The sequence below is a fragment of the Kribbella sp. NPDC004138 genome (assembly GCF_053603655.1).
On record NZ_JBSGFZ010000010.1, the window covers coordinates 24,180 to 40,363 of the forward strand.

Below are 16,184 nucleotides of genomic sequence, written 5' to 3' on the forward strand. Positions count from 1 at the left end.
GCGGGTCTGCCGCTCTCCGTGAAGCACGGAACTGCCGATGAGCGCGCGTCGACATTCTACGCTGCTGTGTGTGGCGAACCTGCTGGCGAAAGAGATGCGCCTCCACATGGCCGAGCTCTTCCCCGACTCCGTGGAGAAGGGCCTGGACTACGGGGAAGTGGATGCCGTCATGATCGGTGCCGACATCTATGGCTGGGCAACCAGGGCGGGTTCGCTCTCCGAGCTGGACCGATCTCGCTTGTTGCAGGCCGCAGACGAACTCCAGCGCTCCATCCAGGCATTTCCACCAGACGCCCAGCCGTACTATGAGCGCATCGTCCGGATCGCCCGCCTGGCACTCGCCGTTTGATCGAACGCACGCTCATGCCGCTGTCCGTGAAGCACGGCACTGCCGAGTTGCGGACGTCCCTAGGGACTGCCTTATGTTGACTGCGTGATCGACGAGGGCGAGGCCCGCACCGCAGTTGATGCGGCTCTGGCCGACTGGCCGCCTCCGGCAAAGCCCGACGAGCAAGTCGTCGTGTGGAAGGTCGACGAGCACTCCCGGGCGTGGGTAGTTCACGTGGCAACGCGTCGCTGGCTTCGCACACAAGACTTCCGAGACCTACTGGTCGGCGCCTGCCCGTTCGTTGTCGAAAAGGCCACCGGTCAGGTGCACCTGTACCGCTCAGCGCCGACCGAGTACGCGAAGTTCAGGGCCTGGCTTGATAACGAAGACATCGACCCCTCGACGACTTGAGACCGAGCACGCTACGCCGCGCGGTCATTCCCGACGCGCGGACATGCCGCTGTCCGTGAAGCACGGATCAGCCGAGTTCCGGACACTTGCGTGATCGGGTGGTGAGCGCGGTGGAGGGTGGTCGGAGTGTGTTCAGTCCCACCACGCGAGCCAGACTGGTGCGGCGAGGAGACTGGCGGCAAGCTGGGTGAGGTTGTCCGCGCCGTAGAGGTCGTAATAGCCGTTGTTGTAGACGAAGTACTCCCATGCCAGAGCGAGAGCCTCTGGTTTGGTGCGCGGTGGGCGGGCGACCGCGAACTCCGCAGTTGCGCCGGTCAGCACGACCAGTTCCGCGCCATACCGGGTCTCCCAGGTGCGCAGAATCGCGGCATGCTCCGCTGGAGTGGGGTACTCGTTCCACCCTCCGCAGTGCAAGACGGCCGGAACCTGCCAACCGGCCGCCGCAGGCACCAGTGCGATGGTCACCGGCTGCGGTTCGCCATGTGGTCCGAAGGGTAGGCGGAAACCTGGTCGGTGTGCCTGATCGGGCCAATCGCCTTCCCCGCGCAGTTCGGCGAGTGTGGTGGCCGCGAGCTCCGGGCCGTAGATCCGCAACTTGTCCTCACCTCGAGCGGTGAGGATGCTCGTGCCGTCCAGGGTGTCGGCCAGCGCGATGTTGCCAGCCGGGTCGGCGTACTCGTACGAGTTCGCCAAGTACTCAGGATCTCCGTGACCCATCAGGACCGGCCAATAGCCCGTCGCGGCGTGAGCCTCTCGCAGCCGGCGCCACCAGTCGAGTGCGCCATGGCCCGACGCGGTGAACCCGAACACCCGCGCACCCAGCGGCGTAGTCGTGGTCGTGTGCAGGCTTGGCAAGCCCGGCACCGCGGCTACTGGAAAGAGCGGGCCATCCGGGGTCTCTGTCACGCCCCGACGATGATCCATGGGATCGTGACAAGCAAATCGTTGGAGAAGCTTTCGCCGCACACTGGTGTCACTCGGCCCGATCAACGTCCGGATCTGCCGCTGTCAGAGCGTTCAGCCGGGCCGATTTGTCAGCACGATCGGATCACGTGGAGGAGCTCTTCTCCGGTGCGGACCAACGCTACGTCCTTATTGAGACTTTCTGGCAGGTGGATGTGCTGAGCTTCGTCGGTGAGGCATGTCGGACAGCCGACGGGCATGATCACCCACTCGGCCGCACGCGCTCCTTCTACGAGCAGTTCCCACGGCTTCTGTCCGGTGATGTGGTTGGCCATCATGCTGTCGCCGTCGAGGTAGACGTCTGCCGAGCCGTCGTGATAGTCCACGAGCAGGAATGAGTGCTCGGGCTCCTCGCGGCCGATGAAACGATCGAGCACCTCACGCATTCGTTCGCCGCCACCCGGCTCCGCGTCACCGTCTCGGAACCGCTGGAAGTAGACATCGAAGGACACAGGCAAACAGTGCCACGGTGGATGTCGAGCGCGCACGCGCATCTGCTGCCGAGTGTGAAGCGCGCTCATGCCGATGAGCCGACACGTGAACCTAGCCGTGAAACACTCCAGCCGTGGCAGACGAGCGACCGCCCTCCGTAGATGCGGGTTGGACCATCCGGCACTTCTCGCAGTCGAACCCGTCCGGCAGCGGCTCTGGTGATGTGGCAGCGCTGCTGCGTAGGGTCGCCGACACCCTGGACTCGTTCGGCGATGTTCAGGTGGAGGACCTTACCTTCAAGTCGAACGTCACTGCCGGCGAGGACGACCTGACGATCACCGTCTACTACGACGCCCAACCGCGCCGCCGCTAATCAACGGAGCGTCGCGCAACTCGTACCACGCGCCCCTTAGCCACCTTTACCGGATCTGCCGCGATCCGCGCTGGCGGCTGTTGCAGATCAGCTGGCGGCGGGGGGCGCAGATCAGTCGGCGGACGATGCCGGGGGACGCGGGCTGGGCGCTCGACGCCCTTGACTAATACCGGTGGGCGTACCAGGTCGGTGGCTCGCCGAACATGTTTTTGAAGTCGCGGATGAAGTGGCCCTGGTCGGCGTAGCCGAGGTCTGCCGCCAGTGCGGCCCAGTCGATCGGCCGGGCGGCGGCCATGCGTGCGGTCACCTCGTGCAAGCGGTAGCGGCGGATCACCCACTTGGGGCCGATGCCGACGTACTCCGCGAACAGCCGTTGCAGCGCCCGCATGCTCAGCCCCAGTTCGCCGGCGAGGCGTTCGACTCTGGTCATGCCCTTGTCCTTGGCGATCAACTCGACCGCGGCCACCGCTTGGCGTGCGCGGGCGTCGTCGTCCGGCAGGTGTTTCAGCAGGAACGCATCAATGGTCGGCACGTCGAGGACGGTGGGCAGGTCCGTATTGAACACCTCGGTCGCCGGGACGACGCGGTCCGTGATCATCGAGACGGAGGCACCGAGAAAAGGGCGGAAGCAGCCCGGCCGGAACGCGACACCGAAGACGTGGCCGCGGCCCTCGAGGACCTTGATCTGGTGCCCGCTGCACACGCCGCTGACGTCCGCGCGGCCGCCGCCGAACGACAGGTGCACGTTCGGGTACGGCACGATCTTCTGCCGGTAGGGCTCGGCGTAATCCCAGCGAGCCTCCCAGTAACGCTCGACCCATGGCGCCAGCGCCGGCGACGGGTCATGAAACGCGTGACGCTGATACCTGCTCCACGCACTCGCCAGCTCACGAACGTCCCGTCCCACCCGGCCGAGTGTATGTCGCCTTTGTTCAATACCCCTCCGGCCAACGCTGCCTAGCATCGCCGCCATGTCACACGTTTCCGAGGCGGCCGAGGCCATGGCCGCAGTTGCCCACACCATCACCGACGACCAGCTCGCCAACAAGACTCCATGTACGGAGTACGACGTGCGGGCCCTGGTCAACCACCTGCTGTTCTGGGGCCCGTCGCTCGCCGGCGCCGGCCGCAAGGAGTCCGTTCCGCAGCCGGCGACCTCCGAGTCCGATGTCGACCTGGCAGCCGACGACTGGCGCGGCCGCCTGCTCGCGCTGCTGGACGACATCACGTCGTCGTGGGCGCCGCCGAGCGCCTGGGCCGGCGAGACGAGCATGGGCACGCCGCAGATGCTGCCCGCGCCCGTCATGGGCAACATGATCATCGGCGAGTTGGCCGTACACAGCTGGGACCTCGCGGTCGCGACCGGGCAGCGGCTGGAACTGCCCGCCGACCTGCTGGCGCATCTGCACGACACGATGTTCGCCGGCGTGGAGCAGGGCCGGGAGATGGGCATGTACGGACCGCAGGTCGCGGTGCCGGCCGACGCGACCACCTTGGACCGCATCCTCGGCCTCACCGGCCGGGATCCCAGCTGGGCGTAGTTCTCGACTCCGGCTCTGAGCAGCGGCGCACCATCCGAGATGGAGTCGGAGGGTGCGCCGCTCGCGCACTAGGGTGCACACGGCGTAACGCCTGGCGCGCCAGCCGCTGTCGTCCCGGACGTCGCTTCTGGCTTCGGACGATCAGCCAGGGCTTTGGTGACCGTTCAGTTCGGTGATACCCCACGACCCTGCCACGGCCGCGGCATCTGGAGCATCGCGCCGCCCGCGTGATCCCTCCAGCCTGACTTTGAGCACCCACCAACCAATCCTCGACGAGGGTTTTGGTTGGTGGGTGCACAAGCAGGTGTCAGGCGGGGCGGTGGGCGCCGCAGCAGGCGCCGGCCGCTCGCGCCCGGCGGGAGAGATGACACGGCCGCGCCCACACCACAAGCCGATGGGGGTTTCTCGGGATTCGGGCGGGGTAGCAGCGAGCCCGTGCAGGCTCCTACGGATCAGAAGGCCGGCGCCCGGTGCACCTGCGGACACGCATGGGGAATCTCGCGCTCCGCGTAGTGAGAAGGTCGTCGGTTCGATTCCGACAGGCGGCTCCACCAGGCCCCCAGGTCAGAGGTCATCCTCCGGCGCTGGGGGTTCGTCGTTCGCGGCCTCGGTCGCCTTCGGTGCCTCCGAGTGCTGGACGCCTCATGATGGGTGCATGGGGCACAAGCGGAAGACGGAGCAGCAGGCTGTTGCTGATGTGGTCCAGGAGGTCCGTGGTTCTGCAGGAGGCGGCGGGGAGGCGGTCGAGGTCTGGTCGCCGATCCGGGACCGCTGGTTGGTCGACGAGAGCGGCGTGCTCTGGCGGATGCGGGGCGGCGACTTGCGGTGGAGCCGCCTGGAGCATTTGGTGCGCGACCCGGCTGTGCCTGTGCTGCATGTCTACCTCGACGAGGTCAAGGAGGTACCGACCGCGGAGCGGGTGAACCTCGTCGCGACTATCCGGCCCTACCTGAAGACCTCGGGAGATGGACGCGCGCCCGGCGATCACACCGAGTTCGTGGCCGCTGAATTCAAAGCTGACGACCAACGGTCCTTGGTCGTCGTCGAGGAATACTGCTAGGCGCCGTCTGAGGCGAGCTTCTCGGCTCGGGCTTTGCGGAAGGCGTGCCATCTGGTTTCTGGGGGCTCGGGCGGGCCGGGGATCAGTTTGTGTACGACGGTGGCGGTGGGCGTCCAGGCGGCGGCGGGGAGTTCGCCCATGACTTCGGTGTAGACGGATCGGATGACCTCGGCCTGGGCGGACCAGGAGAAGCGGTGCAGGAGGTCCGGGTCGTCGGCGATGCGTTTGGCGATGCGGTCGCGGTCGGCGAGTACGGCGCTGATCGCCCGGGCGAGGCCGTCCACGTCGCCCGCGGGGTAGACGGCACCGAGGTCGAGCTCGTTCACCAGATCGGCCTGTGCGGGAGTGTCGCTGGTGATGATCGGCAGGCCGGCCGCGATGTACTCGCAGAACTTGTTCGTCACCGCGATGTCGTGGTTCGGCGCGTGCAGCAGCGGGCTGAGGCCGATGCTCGCCGAGCGCAGATACAGCGGCACGACCTCGGCGCTGACGAACGGCGCCAGGTGGACGCGGTCGCTCACGCCCAGCTCGACGGCGCGTGCCAGCAGTTCCGCGGTGACGGAGTTGGCCCGCGCGACGATCGCGAGGTGTACGTCGGGTAGTTGCGGCAGTGCCTCGACGACCGTCCCGACGCCGCGGGCCCGGTTGACGCCCCCGCCGTACACGAGCAGCGGCACGTCCTCCGACAGCCCGAGCAGCTCGCGCACCCCAGTGACCTCGGCGTCCGCGGGCGGTTCGACCGGTGCGTTGAGGACGACGTCGGGCACTGCGGCCAGCTTGTGGTCGCGCTGCAGCCAGCGGGCCAGCGGCTCCGACACCGTGATGACGCGGTCGGTGTCGCGGATGAACTCGCGCTCGAGATCGCTGTACGCCGCGACCCGGCGCGGAGCCACCACCGGTACGCCGGGGATGTACTCGTGGGCGTCGTAGATGATCTTGACCGTCCGCCCGTCCAGCGCCGCCCGGTGCGCCGCGCGTGCCGCGATGCCGAGCATGAACACGTCGTGCACGTGGATCACCTCGATCAGGAGGCGGTCGAGCAGCGGGCCCAGCGTCAGCTCCTGGTCCATCACCTCGGGCATCACCCGTCGCCAGCGGCCCGTCGGCAGGCGGCGGTGCAGGGCGAGCAACCGCGCGCGGCGCTTGCCGATCCCGAGGTCGGTGAGGTCGACGTCGCGTTGCGGGCGGCGGACGAAGTACGCCCGGGCCTGCAGTACGGCGCGGTGCAGCCGGAGGGTGCGCCAACGCACCGCACGCTGCAGCCGCTCGAGCAGGGAACGCCGTACCCGCCCGGACTCGTTGCGCTCGTGATCGCGGCGGTCGCGGCCTCGCTCGGCACGGAGCTCGCGGCTGGCGTATTGCCAGCGGCTGTACGCCAGCAGGTATTCGGCCTCGGTGCTGAACCACGGCCTCAGGTTGGCCTTGACGATCGTCAGCCGTCTGCGCCACCCGGTCAGCAGCACCTTCGACGGGATCGGCGGACACATCACCTGCACCTTGCCGAACTGGCGAACGCCCCGGAGCCGACGCCCCGGGATGCCGATGCAGGTGACGTCGAGGTCCCAGTTGGCCACCGTCTGCGCGTACTTGAGCACGCGGGCGTCGGACACGATGTCGTTGCCGGCCATCATGACGACCTTGGGCCGGATCCACGACGGCTTCCAGTCGACGGGCACCGGAGCCGGCTGCTCGACGAACGACTCCAGCGCCTCGGCCGACCAGTGGCCGTCATGCACCTTCTCGACGAACGCCGGGCCGCGCGCGGCGACCGCCCGGGCGCGCTCCGGGTCCGCGATGAGGTCGAGGACGACCTGCTCGATGGTGTCGGGTGTCGCGTCGACGATCGGGAGGTCGAGCCCCGTGTCGGCGGCGACGCGGTCGCGTACGTGCTGCGCGATGTGGCCGATCACGACCCGGCCCGCGGCCATCGCCTCGCAGGCGGCGACGCCGTAGCTGCCGATCCGGAACTGGTCGAGAACGATGTCGGCGTCCCGGTAGACGGCCGGCATGTCCGCGGGGTCGATCCCCTCGACCCGCCGGTACGTGATCAGGCCGCGCTCGGCGAGGCGCTCCATGATCGGGTCGATCAGCTCCGAGCCCTTCATGGCCGACTTGCTCGGCGCGTGCGCCACGACAGGCTTCTCGTGTTCGAGCACCGGGGCGTCGCTGCGCCAGGCGTCGACGTCGACGATCACCGGGCACCACGCCGCGTCGGGGACGTAGTCGAGGAGGTCGGGCGTGGAGACGTACACCTGGCCCGGGTACGACGTGAACAGCTCCGCGGCGCGGGTGGCGTTGCGCTCGAGCAGCTCGACCGTCTCGTCCTCGAGGTCCGGGAACGGCGACCAGGGCTCGGTCTCGACGTGCCGGCTGGGAATCCGTACGTCGGAACCGTGCGCGATGAGCGCCACGTGCAGGCCCTTGGTCAGCAGGTGCGGGATCTCGAAGGACCCGTCCGGGCCGTGCAACGGGCCGAAGATCGGGCGGGCCGCTTCGAGCAGCACGTGCGTGTAGTTGCGTACGACGTGGTTGTAGAAGTTCAGCCGCCACCTGGGGTTACGCCGGTACGTACGGGCCGGTACGCCGTAGTCGACCGGATAGTCGAGGACGCCTTTGAAGAACGCGAACGACGTCGCTTTCGTGTTGGTTGCCCGGTTTTCGAGCGCGCGGGCCCAGCGGGTGCCCTGCCCCGCGAAGTTGGCCGGCCCGACGAGCAGCCGGACAGGCGCGTCGAGCCGCGCCGGCATCCCGTCCTGCGCCGGCATCCCGTCCTGTGGCGACGCCGCCCCGCCCGGCGACGCCGCCTGCTCAGCCCGACCCTTGGTCGTGTTGCGATCCACTGCGGTGTTCCCCCCACGTGCTCCTGCTCCCCTGCGGGAGATCAGGACTAGACCTCTTACACCTCATTAGATGTCGTGAGAGCGGGAGATGGTTGCAGATCCGCGGCAAATTGCAGCTTTTGACATTGATCTGGCTCAAGCAGGGGGAGACCAGACGCCCAGCCACTGGTCGGCACCCCAGGCCTCGTAGCGCTCCACCTCGGTGAAGCCGAGCTTGGTTGCCAGGCGCATCGACGCGGCGTTGCGGGGCTGCGGGCCGCCGATGTACGTGCCGACCTCCGGCGAGGCGCGCAGCTCGATGAGCGCCGTACGGTCACGAGCCTCGGGCTCGCGGAGCACAAGACGCTCGGTCTCGATCGGGTCGGGCGGCTAGGCGACGGATCCGAGCTCGGTTTTCATGGCTGAGGACACTAGCCGCGCATACCATCCGGTGTGGACTGGAATGCCGAGGTCACTGATCAGATCGACGCGCACTGGCAGGCCCGGCTGCGGCCGAGGCTCGACGGGCTGACCGACGACGAGTACTTCTGGGAGCCGGTCGACGGCTGCTGGACACTCAGCCGTCGGGGCACGAGCCGTGCACAGCTGTCGTTCGGCGCGGGGGAGTTCACCTGGGACTACGGCGAGACGGCGGATCCGGAGCCGGTCACCACGATCGCCTGGCGGCTCGGGCATCTGATCCAGGGATTCGCGGAGTCGAACGCGAAGCGGTTCGGCGGCCCGGCGGCCGATCTCGCGACGTTCGAGTTCGCGGGGACCGCCGATGAGGCGCTGCAGCAGCTCGACGACGGGTATGCGCGGTGGCTCGACGGCGTACGGCGCCTCGGCGGCGACGGCCTCGCCCAGCCGCAGGGTCCCACCGCCCCGCCCGCGTTCGCCGACAAGCCGATCGCGCGCGTCATCCTCTACTCGAACGTCGAACTCATCCACCACGGCGCCGAGATCTGCTTGCTCCGCGACCTCTATCTACGCCTCGCTCGCGGCCGATGAGTGCCCCGATGGAGTTCGTGGCTCGGGTAGTTGACGAGGAGCGGTGGGGCGACCTGGTCCAGCTGTTCGGGCCGAGCGGCGGGACCCGCGGCTGCTGGTGCATGGCGCGTCGATTGCCGTCGGCGCAGGTGGCCGCGAACGGAAACGCCGAGAACCGCGCCGCGCTGCAGAGCTTCGTCGAGGCGGGCAGTCCGGTCGGGCTGATCGGGTACGTCGGCGCGCGGCCGGCGGTCTGGTGCGCGGTCGCGCCGCGGGCGGCGTACTACGCGATCATGCACTCGCGGACGCTGCCGATCGACGACCCCGGCGACGAGACGATCTGGGCGATCAACTGCCTGTTCGTGAAGCGCGGCTACCGCGGACGCGGCCTGACCGCACCGATGATCGACGCGGCCGTCGAGTACGCGCGGACCTCAGGCGCCCGGATCGTCGAGGCCTACCCGGTGAAGGCGATGCCCGGCGACCCAGGCCGCGGCGTACTCAGCACGTTCCTCGGCGCCGGCTTCACGCCGTACGCCGAGAACCGCACCACAGCCAGGCGCAACGTCGTCGTACGGCGCACGCTGTGAGCGTCCCGCCGCCTACCATCAGCTCATGAGGGGACTGACGGTTCTGCTGTGGGTGGCCGTGGCGGGCAATGTTGTTGCGGCGGTCGCGAACGGGTTGGCAGGTGACGCGCTGGGCGCGGTCCTGCCGGCCGTCCTTGCCGTCGCATTCGCGTTCGGCGCCTACCGGCTGGCGCAGAACCCGCCGAGGCCCCAACCGTGGACCAAGGCGCGGGTTGTGCTGAGTGCGGTCTTCGGCGGTGCGATGACTCTCGCGGTGCTCGCAGCGCTCGGCTGGACGGCGATCTCGATCCCGGACTGGCCGATCAGGGCGGTGTCGGTGGCCGGCATGGCGTTCGTCGTCGGCATGGTGATCTGGGGCGTACGCACCGCCCGCCGGTTGGACCAGGAAGCTCGCGCTGTCGGCGACTAGTTCCGGAAGGAGACCGTCCGGAATGGGGTTTACGGTGCAGGTATGGCTGAGGATGAGTGGGTTTCGCCGTGGTGGGAGCCGCCGTTGGCGGGAAGTGAGGCGGAGCATCTGGTCGGGGCGCTGGACCGGCTGCGGACGACGTTCCGGTACAAGGTGGACGCACTCGACGCGGACGGGCTGAACACGCGGATCGGGGCGTCGTCGATCACGCTCGGCGGGTTGATGAAGCATCTCGCGGCGAACGAGGACTACATGTTCGACGTGAAGTTCCGTGGCAAGCCGATGGGTGGGCCGTGGCTCGACAACGGCTGGCGGGACGACAACGACTGGGAGTTCAACTCCGCCGTCGACAACACGCCGGCGGAGCTGTACGCGCTCTGGGACGGCGCGGTCGCCCGCTCGCGGGAGACGTTGACGGCAGCGATCGCCGACGGCGGGCTCGGCCAGCCGGCGCACATCAGCTGGCCCGACGGCCGGCACCCCAGTCTGCGCCGGCTCGTCTGCGATCTGATCGAGGAGTACGGCCGCCACACCGGCCACGCCGACCTGATCCGCGAGGCCGTCGACGGCAGGGTCGGCGAGGACCCGCCGCGCGACTGGCAACCGGTCGGCGCCAAGAAGGCCTGAGCGGATCTCCAGCACTACACAACTCGCCTTATTCGGCGCTGTCCACGCTCAGCGCGGGCCGAAACCGGCGATTGATGAGTGCTGGAGATCCGCCACACCTACTTGATCCGCTGTAGCGTCCCGTCCTCGGACACCCCGACCGTGGTGGTGACGCCGTCGACGGTGAGGTTCAGGATCATCCGCGACCCCTGCCACGACGTCGTGTACGACACCGCCGCGTTGGCGCGGCTCGGTGCGATCACGGACAGGATGTTCGCGTCGTGCCCGGCCCGGTTGAACTTCACCACCGGCGCCGGTACCCGCTTGTCGATCGTCAGGTAGTGCCACCCCTGGACGGGAGTCTGCTGCCCGGTCGTCACCTCGATCGGCGTGGTCTCCTGCTGGAACGGGATCTGCAGCAGCGTGGTCTTCACCCGCTCGCCGGGCCGCGCCGCCACCGCCCGATCATTGCCGCTGACAACCACCTTCTGGTCCGCCGGCAGGTGCCACAGCGTCGAGTACTGCTGGTCCGAACCCGACGTCCCGCGGTCCAGCACCACCATCAGATCGGGGTCCTTGAGCACCAGCACGCCACGCGTCCGGTCGACCGCTCCGAGCTTGTCCTTCAGCTCGTAGAACTCCGATGTGTCCTTGATCGACGAGCGCACCAGCTTGGTGTCCGGGTGCTCGGCGGCGGTCGACGCGACGGTCAGCTCGTTGTGCGCGAACTGGCTCTTTGCCCAGCTCCGCCAGTCGTCCCACTTGTATCCGGAGTGCCCGCCGTCGATCAGGATGTCCCGCCCGCGCGACGTGTAGGTGATCGACGTGTGGTCCTCGTGCCCGTGCAGCTTCCGCGCCGGCCCGAACCGGATGCTGTACGTCGACTCCTGCGTGAACGGCCGCTTCTCGCCCCAGCCGGTCCGCCCGAAGATGTACCCGGCGTCGAAGATCCCGATCCGCTGCGTCGGCCGGATCCCGCGCGCGCCGAGCGTCCCGGCGTACTCCAGGACCGTCCCGGTGACGGGCACCGTGCGGACCACCTCGGAGTCGCCGATCTGCGGCAGGTTCCCGAGCGAGTTGGTCGCGAGCGCGAGCCACTTCGCGAGCTCCCGCCGGCGCGCCGTGATCGTCGTACCGGGGTCGGCCCCGCACTTGCGCAGTACGTCGATGGCCCGTCCCCAGAGCGCGTAGTTGAACTGCGCGTACGCCGTCGACTGCTCGTTCGTCGACCCTTGCGTGTCGATCGAGGTCTTGATCGCGCTGGTCAGCCGGTCGGTCGCGACCTTCTTCAGGTCGTCCCGCTTCAACGTGCAGCCGACGCCGAACAGCGCCAGGCTCTCGTCGGTGCCGTGGTTCCAGTCGCCGCTGTAGTTCTTCTGCAGGAACCAGGCGTGCTGCAGCAGCGTCTTGTCCAGCCGGGCGTACGTCGTCGGCAGCTTGCTCACGCGCAGGCCCGACAGCACCGCCTGCCGCAGGCAGATCAGCACGTTGGTGCGGTGCATCGTCGACTCGTACGCACCGACGTCCGACTTCCACGAGTACGGGTTGTCGTTGACCCAGTCGCGCGCGATCGCGCTGACCCGCTGCAGCGCGGCCTTGTCGCCCTTCGCGGCCGCGTTGATCCCTTGCCCGAGCCACCGCAGCGAGTGCAGCCACATGTACCAGCTGGGGTTCTTGTCCGGGTTCATCCGCCAGTCGACGTTCCCCTTGCCGTCGCCGACCTTGGTGGGCGGCGTCGTACCCCAGGTGAAGGTGTCCTTGACGAGGTTGGCGACCGGGTTCGCGGAGTCGATCCCGCTGTACGCCGGACAGGTGTAGACGTTCTGCCGCGCCGGTGCCGGCGGCGGGGTCGGCGGCTCCGGGGTGTGGCTCACGGTCGGGTCCGGCGCTGCCTCGGGCTCGGAACCGCCCCACGGGATCACCAGGACGGCGCCCAGCACCGCAGCGCTCACGAGCAGCGTGATCGTGAGTCGCAGGGTCGCACCGGTGGTGCGCAGATGTCTCGCGGGCATCGTGGGTCCTCCCCGCATGCCCGAGGGCATGCCTATTCTGGCATAGACCTGAATTCGGGTGGGGCGATCCCCGGGACAAGGTCAAGTGGTGTGCGTGGTACCTCGGAAACGTGCGGCAGCTCGTCGAAGGTTGCGCCCGGCATCAAAATTGCGGCCGGCCGGCTCCTGTCAGGTACGTCGCCATCGGTTCCCCCCGAGGTCGGAATGGTTCCTCTACCTCATAGATGTCGCGAGCGGCCGGAAAAGTTGCTTCGGATCGCCGACTTCGGTTCCGGTTGGCCGCACCGGCAGCGTCAGCTGTGCCGGATCGCCTGCAGGATCAGGGTGTTTCGCGCGTTCTGCCCGGCCGGGACGGTGGTGTGCCGGCCGTCGCGCAGATCCGCGTGCAGCCGCTCGGGATGGGCCGCGAGGAATTCGGCCCAGTGCACGATCCGCAGGTTCGGGTGTTGCAGCGCCGCCTGTTCGAGTTGCAGGTCGATCCAGGCGCTGTTGCGCTGGTCGGCGACCTGGACCGCGGCGGGCTCGTCGGTCCGGGAGACCTGGACGTCGACCCAGTACACCGTCCGGTCCGGCCCGGCGATCCGGAGTGCGCGCTCGACCTGGGCCGCGAAGGCCGGCGGGTCGAAGATGTCGTTGGACCCGACCGCCATCACGATCCGCCGCGGCAGACCGTACTCACGGGCCCAGACCGCCATCGCGTCGACGGCGGCGAAGGTCGGCTGGCCGGCCCAGCTGTACTGCGCGAACGACGTGTGCAGCTGCTGTCCGAGGAGCCGGCCGAGAGCGTCACCGTCCTGGACGGCGATGCTGTCGCCGAAGAGCACCACGCCGTTGTTCTTGACCGTCTCGCGGACCGCCGCACTGTCCGAGATGACGTGGTTGTCTCCCTGCCAGGACCCGAGCGTGCCGGATCCGTAGCTTCCGGGGTCGACGGCCGGTGGCGCCGCCTTCGCGTGTGCGGCCGGCGCCTCGAGATGCAGCAGGGTCAGGAGGAACGCGGTCAGGACCACGATCAGAAAGGCCGAGACCGACCAGCGCTTGATGGACATGCCCACCTCCTCGCAATCCTTCACGCGGAGCCCGGCTGCGAGGTTTACCGGCTTTGGAGCGCGTCCGCGATCAGTTCGTTGCGGGCCGCGCCGCCGGCCGGCCGGCTGGTGTGCACGCCGTCGCGCAGGTACTCGGCCGGGCGGTCCGGCTGGGACATCAGGAAGCCCGACCAGTCGATGATCCGCAGGTTCGGGTGCCGGAGCGCGGCGTCCTGCAGCTGCTGGTTGATCCAGGTGCTGTTGGCGAGGTCGGCATCGCGGATGGCGTCGGGCTGCTTGGTGCGGGCCACGTACACGTCCACCCAGTACACGGTCCGGTCCGGGCCGGCGATCCGGAGCGCGCGCTCGACCTGGGCCGCGAACGCGGGCGGGTCGAAGATGTCGTTCGTCCCGACCGCCATCACGATCCGCCGCGGCAGACCGTAGTCGCGCGACCACTCCGCGAGCGCGTCGACGGCCGCCGACGCCGGCTGCCCGGACCAGTCGTGGATCGCGATCGACTCGCCGGTGCGATCCGTCAGCAGCCGCTCGAGTGCGGCGCTGTCCTGGACGGCGATGCTGTCGCCGAACATGAAGATCCCGTCGAACGCGAGCACGTCGCGGATCTCGTCCTCGGGGGAGATCCTGCGGGCCAGGCCGTCCCACGGACCGAGCGTCCCCGACCCCCAGCGCCCGGGGCCCTTGGACGGCACGCTGTACGAACCGCCGACCGTACTGTCGGCGCTCGTCGACCGCGGCTCGAGGACGACGAACACCGCGCCGAGCAGGGCCAGCACGAGCAGCGTCACTCCGATCGCGGCGACCGACCCCAGGAACTTCCGCAGCACGGACACCCGCTCGTGCCTCGGCCGCTGTTGTATGTCGTCCACCACCGCGACGCCCCCCAGCCTCCGTCGTCTCCGCACACTGACATGACGCGGCGACCCCCGCATTCGCTGCATGCTCCTACCCCCCACGTGTTCGGAGCGAACCCCCGGTTCCCCGGACCAGCATCTCCGAAGAGCCGGATCGTGGGTAGGTTTTCGGTCATGCCGGAAGCCGATCTCCTCCGCGACCTCGAACGCACCCGCCTGTCGCACCTGGTCGCCCGCCGGATCCCGGAGGCCGACGCGATCCACGCGCCGGACTTCGTCATCGTCACGCCGAGCGGCCACGCCTGGACGAAGGCGGAGTACCTGGGCGGTATCGAGACCGGCGAGATCCTGTATCGGCGGTTCGAGCCGATCACCGACATCGACGTGATGGTCGACGGCGCGGTCGCGGTCCTGCGCTACCGGTCGGCGATCGAGATCGGCGTCAACGGCCGTGAACCCGGCCCGCTCAACGCCTGGCACCTCGACTGCTACCGGCGTACGACGGCCGGCTGGCAGATCCGCTGGTCCCAGGCGACGGCGCTGAGCTGATGTACCGGCCGGCAGGAATGTTCCGGCGGACGCCGGAGGAGCGGGCCGACCAGGAGCTGTCCTGGCGGCGGACGGACCAGGCGTTCTTCGCCGCGGGCGCCTGTCACATCCTCGCGTGGGAGTTCGTCGCGCGGAACCCGGCGTACGGCGTGTGCGCGGTGTGGAAGGCGGGCGAGGAGAAAACGAGGATCCGCGGCCCCGCTCCCGCGCGAACCTGGACCGCTTCCCGTCCCGCCCGCCGGGCTGATCAGCCGGCCCGTTCCGCCTCGCTGCGCTCGACGCAGAACTCGTTGCCTTCCAGGTCCTTCATCGTGACCCAACCGCGGCCGTCGGGGACCCGGTGGTCCTCGTGGACGGTGCCGCCGAGGGAGAGGATCCGCTCGACCTCCTCGTCCCGCGTCCGCTCGGTCGGGGCCCAGTCGAAGTGCACCCGGTTCTTCACCGTCTTTCCCTCCGGGACCGCGATGAACAGCAGCCCGGGCACCGGTGCCGGCGCCTGCACCAGCACCTCGGTGTCGCCCGGCTCGTCCCCGTCCGCCACCGGCCAGCCGGTCACGGTACTCCAGAACTGCGCCAGCTCGTACGGGTTCCCGGCATCGATCGTGACATGTCGCAACATCATGGCCAGACCTTAACCGGACGGCGGGTTTCCAAGGGTCGCGAACTGTCCGTGGCCGGGTCTACTGTGCGGAGCATGGGGGCCGGGCCAGAAGGTCCGGCCGAGATGGGGGAAGGACAATCCGATGGCATCCCGGCTCAATCCGTACATCCAGTTCGACGGCGACGCACGCGCCGCGATGGAGTTCTACCAGAGCGTCTTCGGCGGTGACCTGTCCGCGAACACCTTCAAGGAGTTCGGCGCCGGTCACGGTCCGGAGGACGACGAGAAGCTGATGCACAGCCAGCTCGAGACCCCGAGCGGGTTCACACTGATGGCGTCCGACACGCCGCAGGGCATGCCGTACAACCCCGGTCAGAACATCGCGATCAGCCTCAGCGGCGAGGGCGACGAGCTGCGTGGGTACTGGGAGAAGCTGTCCACCGGCGACAGCAAGGTGACGGTCCCGCTCGAGAAGCAGATGTGGGGCGACGAGTTCGGCATGGTCACCGACCGGTTCGGCATCAACTGGATGGTGAACATCGCCGCCGCGGGCTGAGGCTCGGCCTCCCCGGGGAAATCCGGTGTCCCCGGGGAGGC

General features: G+C 68.7%; 20 protein-coding genes. 11 read left to right on the forward strand and 9 right to left on the reverse strand.

What is annotated here, in order from left to right; all coding sequences use genetic code 11:
* Positions 1-70 precede the first annotated feature (70 nt).
* Both ACWEOO_RS15925 and ACWEOO_RS15930 read left to right on the forward strand, forming a co-directional pair.
* On the forward strand, positions 71-349 hold the full coding sequence (locus ACWEOO_RS15925) for a hypothetical protein (RefSeq protein WP_452143584.1): 279 nt from the start codon (positions 71-73) through the stop codon (positions 347-349).
* A gap of 84 nt (positions 350-433) precedes the next feature.
* Entirely contained in the window at positions 434-739 is a 306-nt protein-coding gene (locus ACWEOO_RS15930; RefSeq protein WP_452143585.1) for a YrhB domain-containing protein, read from the forward strand.
* 132 nt (positions 740-871) lie between these two features.
* Here ACWEOO_RS15930 and ACWEOO_RS15935 read toward each other — a convergent pair whose 3' ends face one another.
* Both ACWEOO_RS15935 and ACWEOO_RS15940 read right to left on the reverse strand, forming a co-directional pair.
* Positions 872-1,603 (reverse strand): DUF4253 domain-containing protein, encoded by a 732-nt coding sequence (locus tag ACWEOO_RS15935; protein ID WP_452143586.1) that lies wholly within the window; start codon positions 1,601-1,603, stop codon positions 872-874.
* Positions 1,604-1,773: 170 nt separating this feature from the next.
* Positions 1,774-2,154: a hypothetical protein gene (locus ACWEOO_RS15940; protein ID WP_452143587.1), complete on the reverse strand. Its 381-nt coding sequence runs from the start codon at positions 2,152-2,154 to the stop codon at positions 1,774-1,776.
* Between the two features lie 113 nt (positions 2,155-2,267).
* Between ACWEOO_RS15940 and ACWEOO_RS15945 the strand changes: the two genes are divergently transcribed.
* The gene (locus ACWEOO_RS15945; RefSeq protein ID WP_452143588.1) at positions 2,268-2,507 is read left to right on the forward strand and encodes a hypothetical protein; all 240 of its coding nucleotides are present in this window, start codon (positions 2,268-2,270) and stop codon (positions 2,505-2,507) included.
* Between the two features lie 163 nt (positions 2,508-2,670).
* Here the strand turns inward: ACWEOO_RS15945 and ACWEOO_RS15950 are convergent, their stop codons facing one another.
* Complete coding sequence (locus ACWEOO_RS15950; protein ID WP_452143589.1) at positions 2,671-3,414, reverse strand: AraC family transcriptional regulator; 744 nt, start codon at positions 3,412-3,414, stop codon at positions 2,671-2,673.
* Between the two features lie 64 nt (positions 3,415-3,478).
* Here ACWEOO_RS15950 and ACWEOO_RS15955 point away from each other — a divergent pair, with 64 nt between their 5' ends.
* Together ACWEOO_RS15955 and ACWEOO_RS15960 are read left to right on the forward strand one after the other, a co-directional pair.
* Entirely contained in the window at positions 3,479-4,048 is a 570-nt protein-coding gene (locus ACWEOO_RS15955; protein ID WP_452143590.1) for a TIGR03086 family metal-binding protein, read from the forward strand.
* Between the two features lie 655 nt (positions 4,049-4,703).
* The gene (locus tag ACWEOO_RS15960) at positions 4,704-5,108 is read left to right on the forward strand and encodes a hypothetical protein (RefSeq protein ID WP_452143591.1); all 405 of its coding nucleotides are present in this window, start codon (positions 4,704-4,706) and stop codon (positions 5,106-5,108) included.
* Here ACWEOO_RS15960 and ACWEOO_RS15965 read toward each other — a convergent pair.
* On the reverse strand, positions 5,105-7,948 hold the full coding sequence (locus ACWEOO_RS15965) for a glycosyltransferase (protein ID WP_452143592.1): 2,844 nt from the start codon (positions 7,946-7,948) through the stop codon (positions 5,105-5,107). The genes ACWEOO_RS15960 and ACWEOO_RS15965 overlap by 4 nt on opposite strands.
* Before the next feature lie 135 nt (positions 7,949-8,083).
* Positions 8,084-8,287: a hypothetical protein gene (locus tag ACWEOO_RS15970; RefSeq protein WP_452143593.1), complete on the reverse strand. Its 204-nt coding sequence runs from the start codon at positions 8,285-8,287 to the stop codon at positions 8,084-8,086.
* A 93-nt stretch (positions 8,288-8,380) separates the two neighbouring features.
* On the opposite strand from ACWEOO_RS15970, the gene ACWEOO_RS15975 reads away from it, so the two are divergent.
* From ACWEOO_RS15975 to ACWEOO_RS15990, 4 genes are read left to right on the forward strand one after another with little or no spacing between them, the layout of a single operon-like run.
* Entirely contained in the window at positions 8,381-8,938 is a 558-nt protein-coding gene (locus ACWEOO_RS15975; protein ID WP_452143594.1) for a DinB family protein, read from the forward strand.
* Between the two features lie 8 nt (positions 8,939-8,946).
* Positions 8,947-9,507 carry a GNAT family N-acetyltransferase gene (locus tag ACWEOO_RS15980; RefSeq protein WP_452143595.1) on the forward strand — a complete coding sequence of 187 codons (561 nt, stop codon included), beginning with the start codon at positions 8,947-8,949 and terminating at the stop codon, positions 9,505-9,507.
* A 25-nt stretch (positions 9,508-9,532) separates the two neighbouring features.
* Positions 9,533-9,916, forward strand: a complete 384-nt coding sequence (locus ACWEOO_RS15985) for a hypothetical protein (protein ID WP_452143596.1) — start codon at positions 9,533-9,535, stop codon at positions 9,914-9,916.
* Positions 9,917-9,958: 42 nt separating this feature from the next.
* The gene (locus tag ACWEOO_RS15990; protein ID WP_452143597.1) at positions 9,959-10,543 is read left to right on the forward strand and encodes a mycothiol transferase; all 585 of its coding nucleotides are present in this window, start codon (positions 9,959-9,961) and stop codon (positions 10,541-10,543) included.
* Positions 10,544-10,641: 98 nt separating this feature from the next.
* On the opposite strand, the gene ACWEOO_RS15995 is transcribed toward ACWEOO_RS15990, so the two are convergent.
* The 3 genes from ACWEOO_RS15995 to ACWEOO_RS16005 form a co-directional block, all read right to left on the reverse strand.
* On the reverse strand, positions 10,642-12,534 hold the full coding sequence (locus ACWEOO_RS15995; RefSeq protein WP_452143598.1) for a heparinase II/III domain-containing protein: 1,893 nt from the start codon (positions 12,532-12,534) through the stop codon (positions 10,642-10,644).
* A gap of 293 nt (positions 12,535-12,827) precedes the next feature.
* A complete protein-coding gene (locus ACWEOO_RS16000; protein WP_452143599.1) occupies positions 12,828-13,583 on the reverse strand; it encodes a hypothetical protein in 756 nt (251 codons plus the stop codon).
* A 44-nt stretch (positions 13,584-13,627) separates the two neighbouring features.
* Entirely contained in the window at positions 13,628-14,416 is a 789-nt protein-coding gene (locus tag ACWEOO_RS16005) for a hypothetical protein (protein ID WP_452143600.1), read from the reverse strand.
* Between the two features lie 195 nt (positions 14,417-14,611).
* On the opposite strand from ACWEOO_RS16005, the gene ACWEOO_RS16010 reads away from it, so the two are divergent.
* On the forward strand, positions 14,612-14,986 hold the full coding sequence (locus ACWEOO_RS16010; RefSeq protein ID WP_452143601.1) for a nuclear transport factor 2 family protein: 375 nt from the start codon (positions 14,612-14,614) through the stop codon (positions 14,984-14,986).
* Between the two features lie 247 nt (positions 14,987-15,233).
* Here the strand turns inward: ACWEOO_RS16010 and ACWEOO_RS16015 are convergent, their stop codons facing one another.
* Positions 15,234-15,608: a VOC family protein gene (locus ACWEOO_RS16015; RefSeq protein ID WP_359931546.1), complete on the reverse strand. Its 375-nt coding sequence runs from the start codon at positions 15,606-15,608 to the stop codon at positions 15,234-15,236.
* A 121-nt stretch (positions 15,609-15,729) separates the two neighbouring features.
* Between ACWEOO_RS16015 and ACWEOO_RS16020 the strand changes: the two genes are divergently transcribed.
* A complete protein-coding gene (locus ACWEOO_RS16020; RefSeq protein ID WP_452143602.1) occupies positions 15,730-16,143 on the forward strand; it encodes a VOC family protein in 414 nt (137 codons plus the stop codon).
* Positions 16,144-16,184 lie beyond the last annotated feature (41 nt).

Coding starts and splice junctions, on each gene's coding strand:
- ACWEOO_RS15955 (WP_452143590.1), top strand. CDS start 3,479: ATGTCACACGTTTCCGAGGCGGCCGAGGCCATGGCCGCAGTTGCCCAC.
- ACWEOO_RS15960 (WP_452143591.1), top strand. CDS start 4,704: ATGGGGCACAAGCGGAAGACGGAGCAGCAGGCTGTTGCTGATGTGGTC.
- ACWEOO_RS15980 (WP_452143595.1), top strand. CDS start 8,947: ATGGAGTTCGTGGCTCGGGTAGTTGACGAGGAGCGGTGGGGCGACCTG.
- ACWEOO_RS15985 (WP_452143596.1), top strand. CDS start 9,533: ATGAGGGGACTGACGGTTCTGCTGTGGGTGGCCGTGGCGGGCAATGTT.
- ACWEOO_RS15990 (WP_452143597.1), top strand. CDS start 9,959: ATGGCTGAGGATGAGTGGGTTTCGCCGTGGTGGGAGCCGCCGTTGGCG.
- ACWEOO_RS15995 (WP_452143598.1), bottom strand. CDS start 12,534: ATGCCCGCGAGACATCTGCGCACCACCGGTGCGACCCTGCGACTCACG.
- ACWEOO_RS16000 (WP_452143599.1), bottom strand. CDS start 13,583: ATGTCCATCAAGCGCTGGTCGGTCTCGGCCTTTCTGATCGTGGTCCTG.
- ACWEOO_RS16010 (WP_452143601.1), top strand. CDS start 14,612: ATGCCGGAAGCCGATCTCCTCCGCGACCTCGAACGCACCCGCCTGTCG.
- ACWEOO_RS16015 (WP_359931546.1), bottom strand. CDS start 15,608: ATGATGTTGCGACATGTCACGATCGATGCCGGGAACCCGTACGAGCTG.
- ACWEOO_RS16020 (WP_452143602.1), top strand. CDS start 15,730: ATGGCATCCCGGCTCAATCCGTACATCCAGTTCGACGGCGACGCACGC.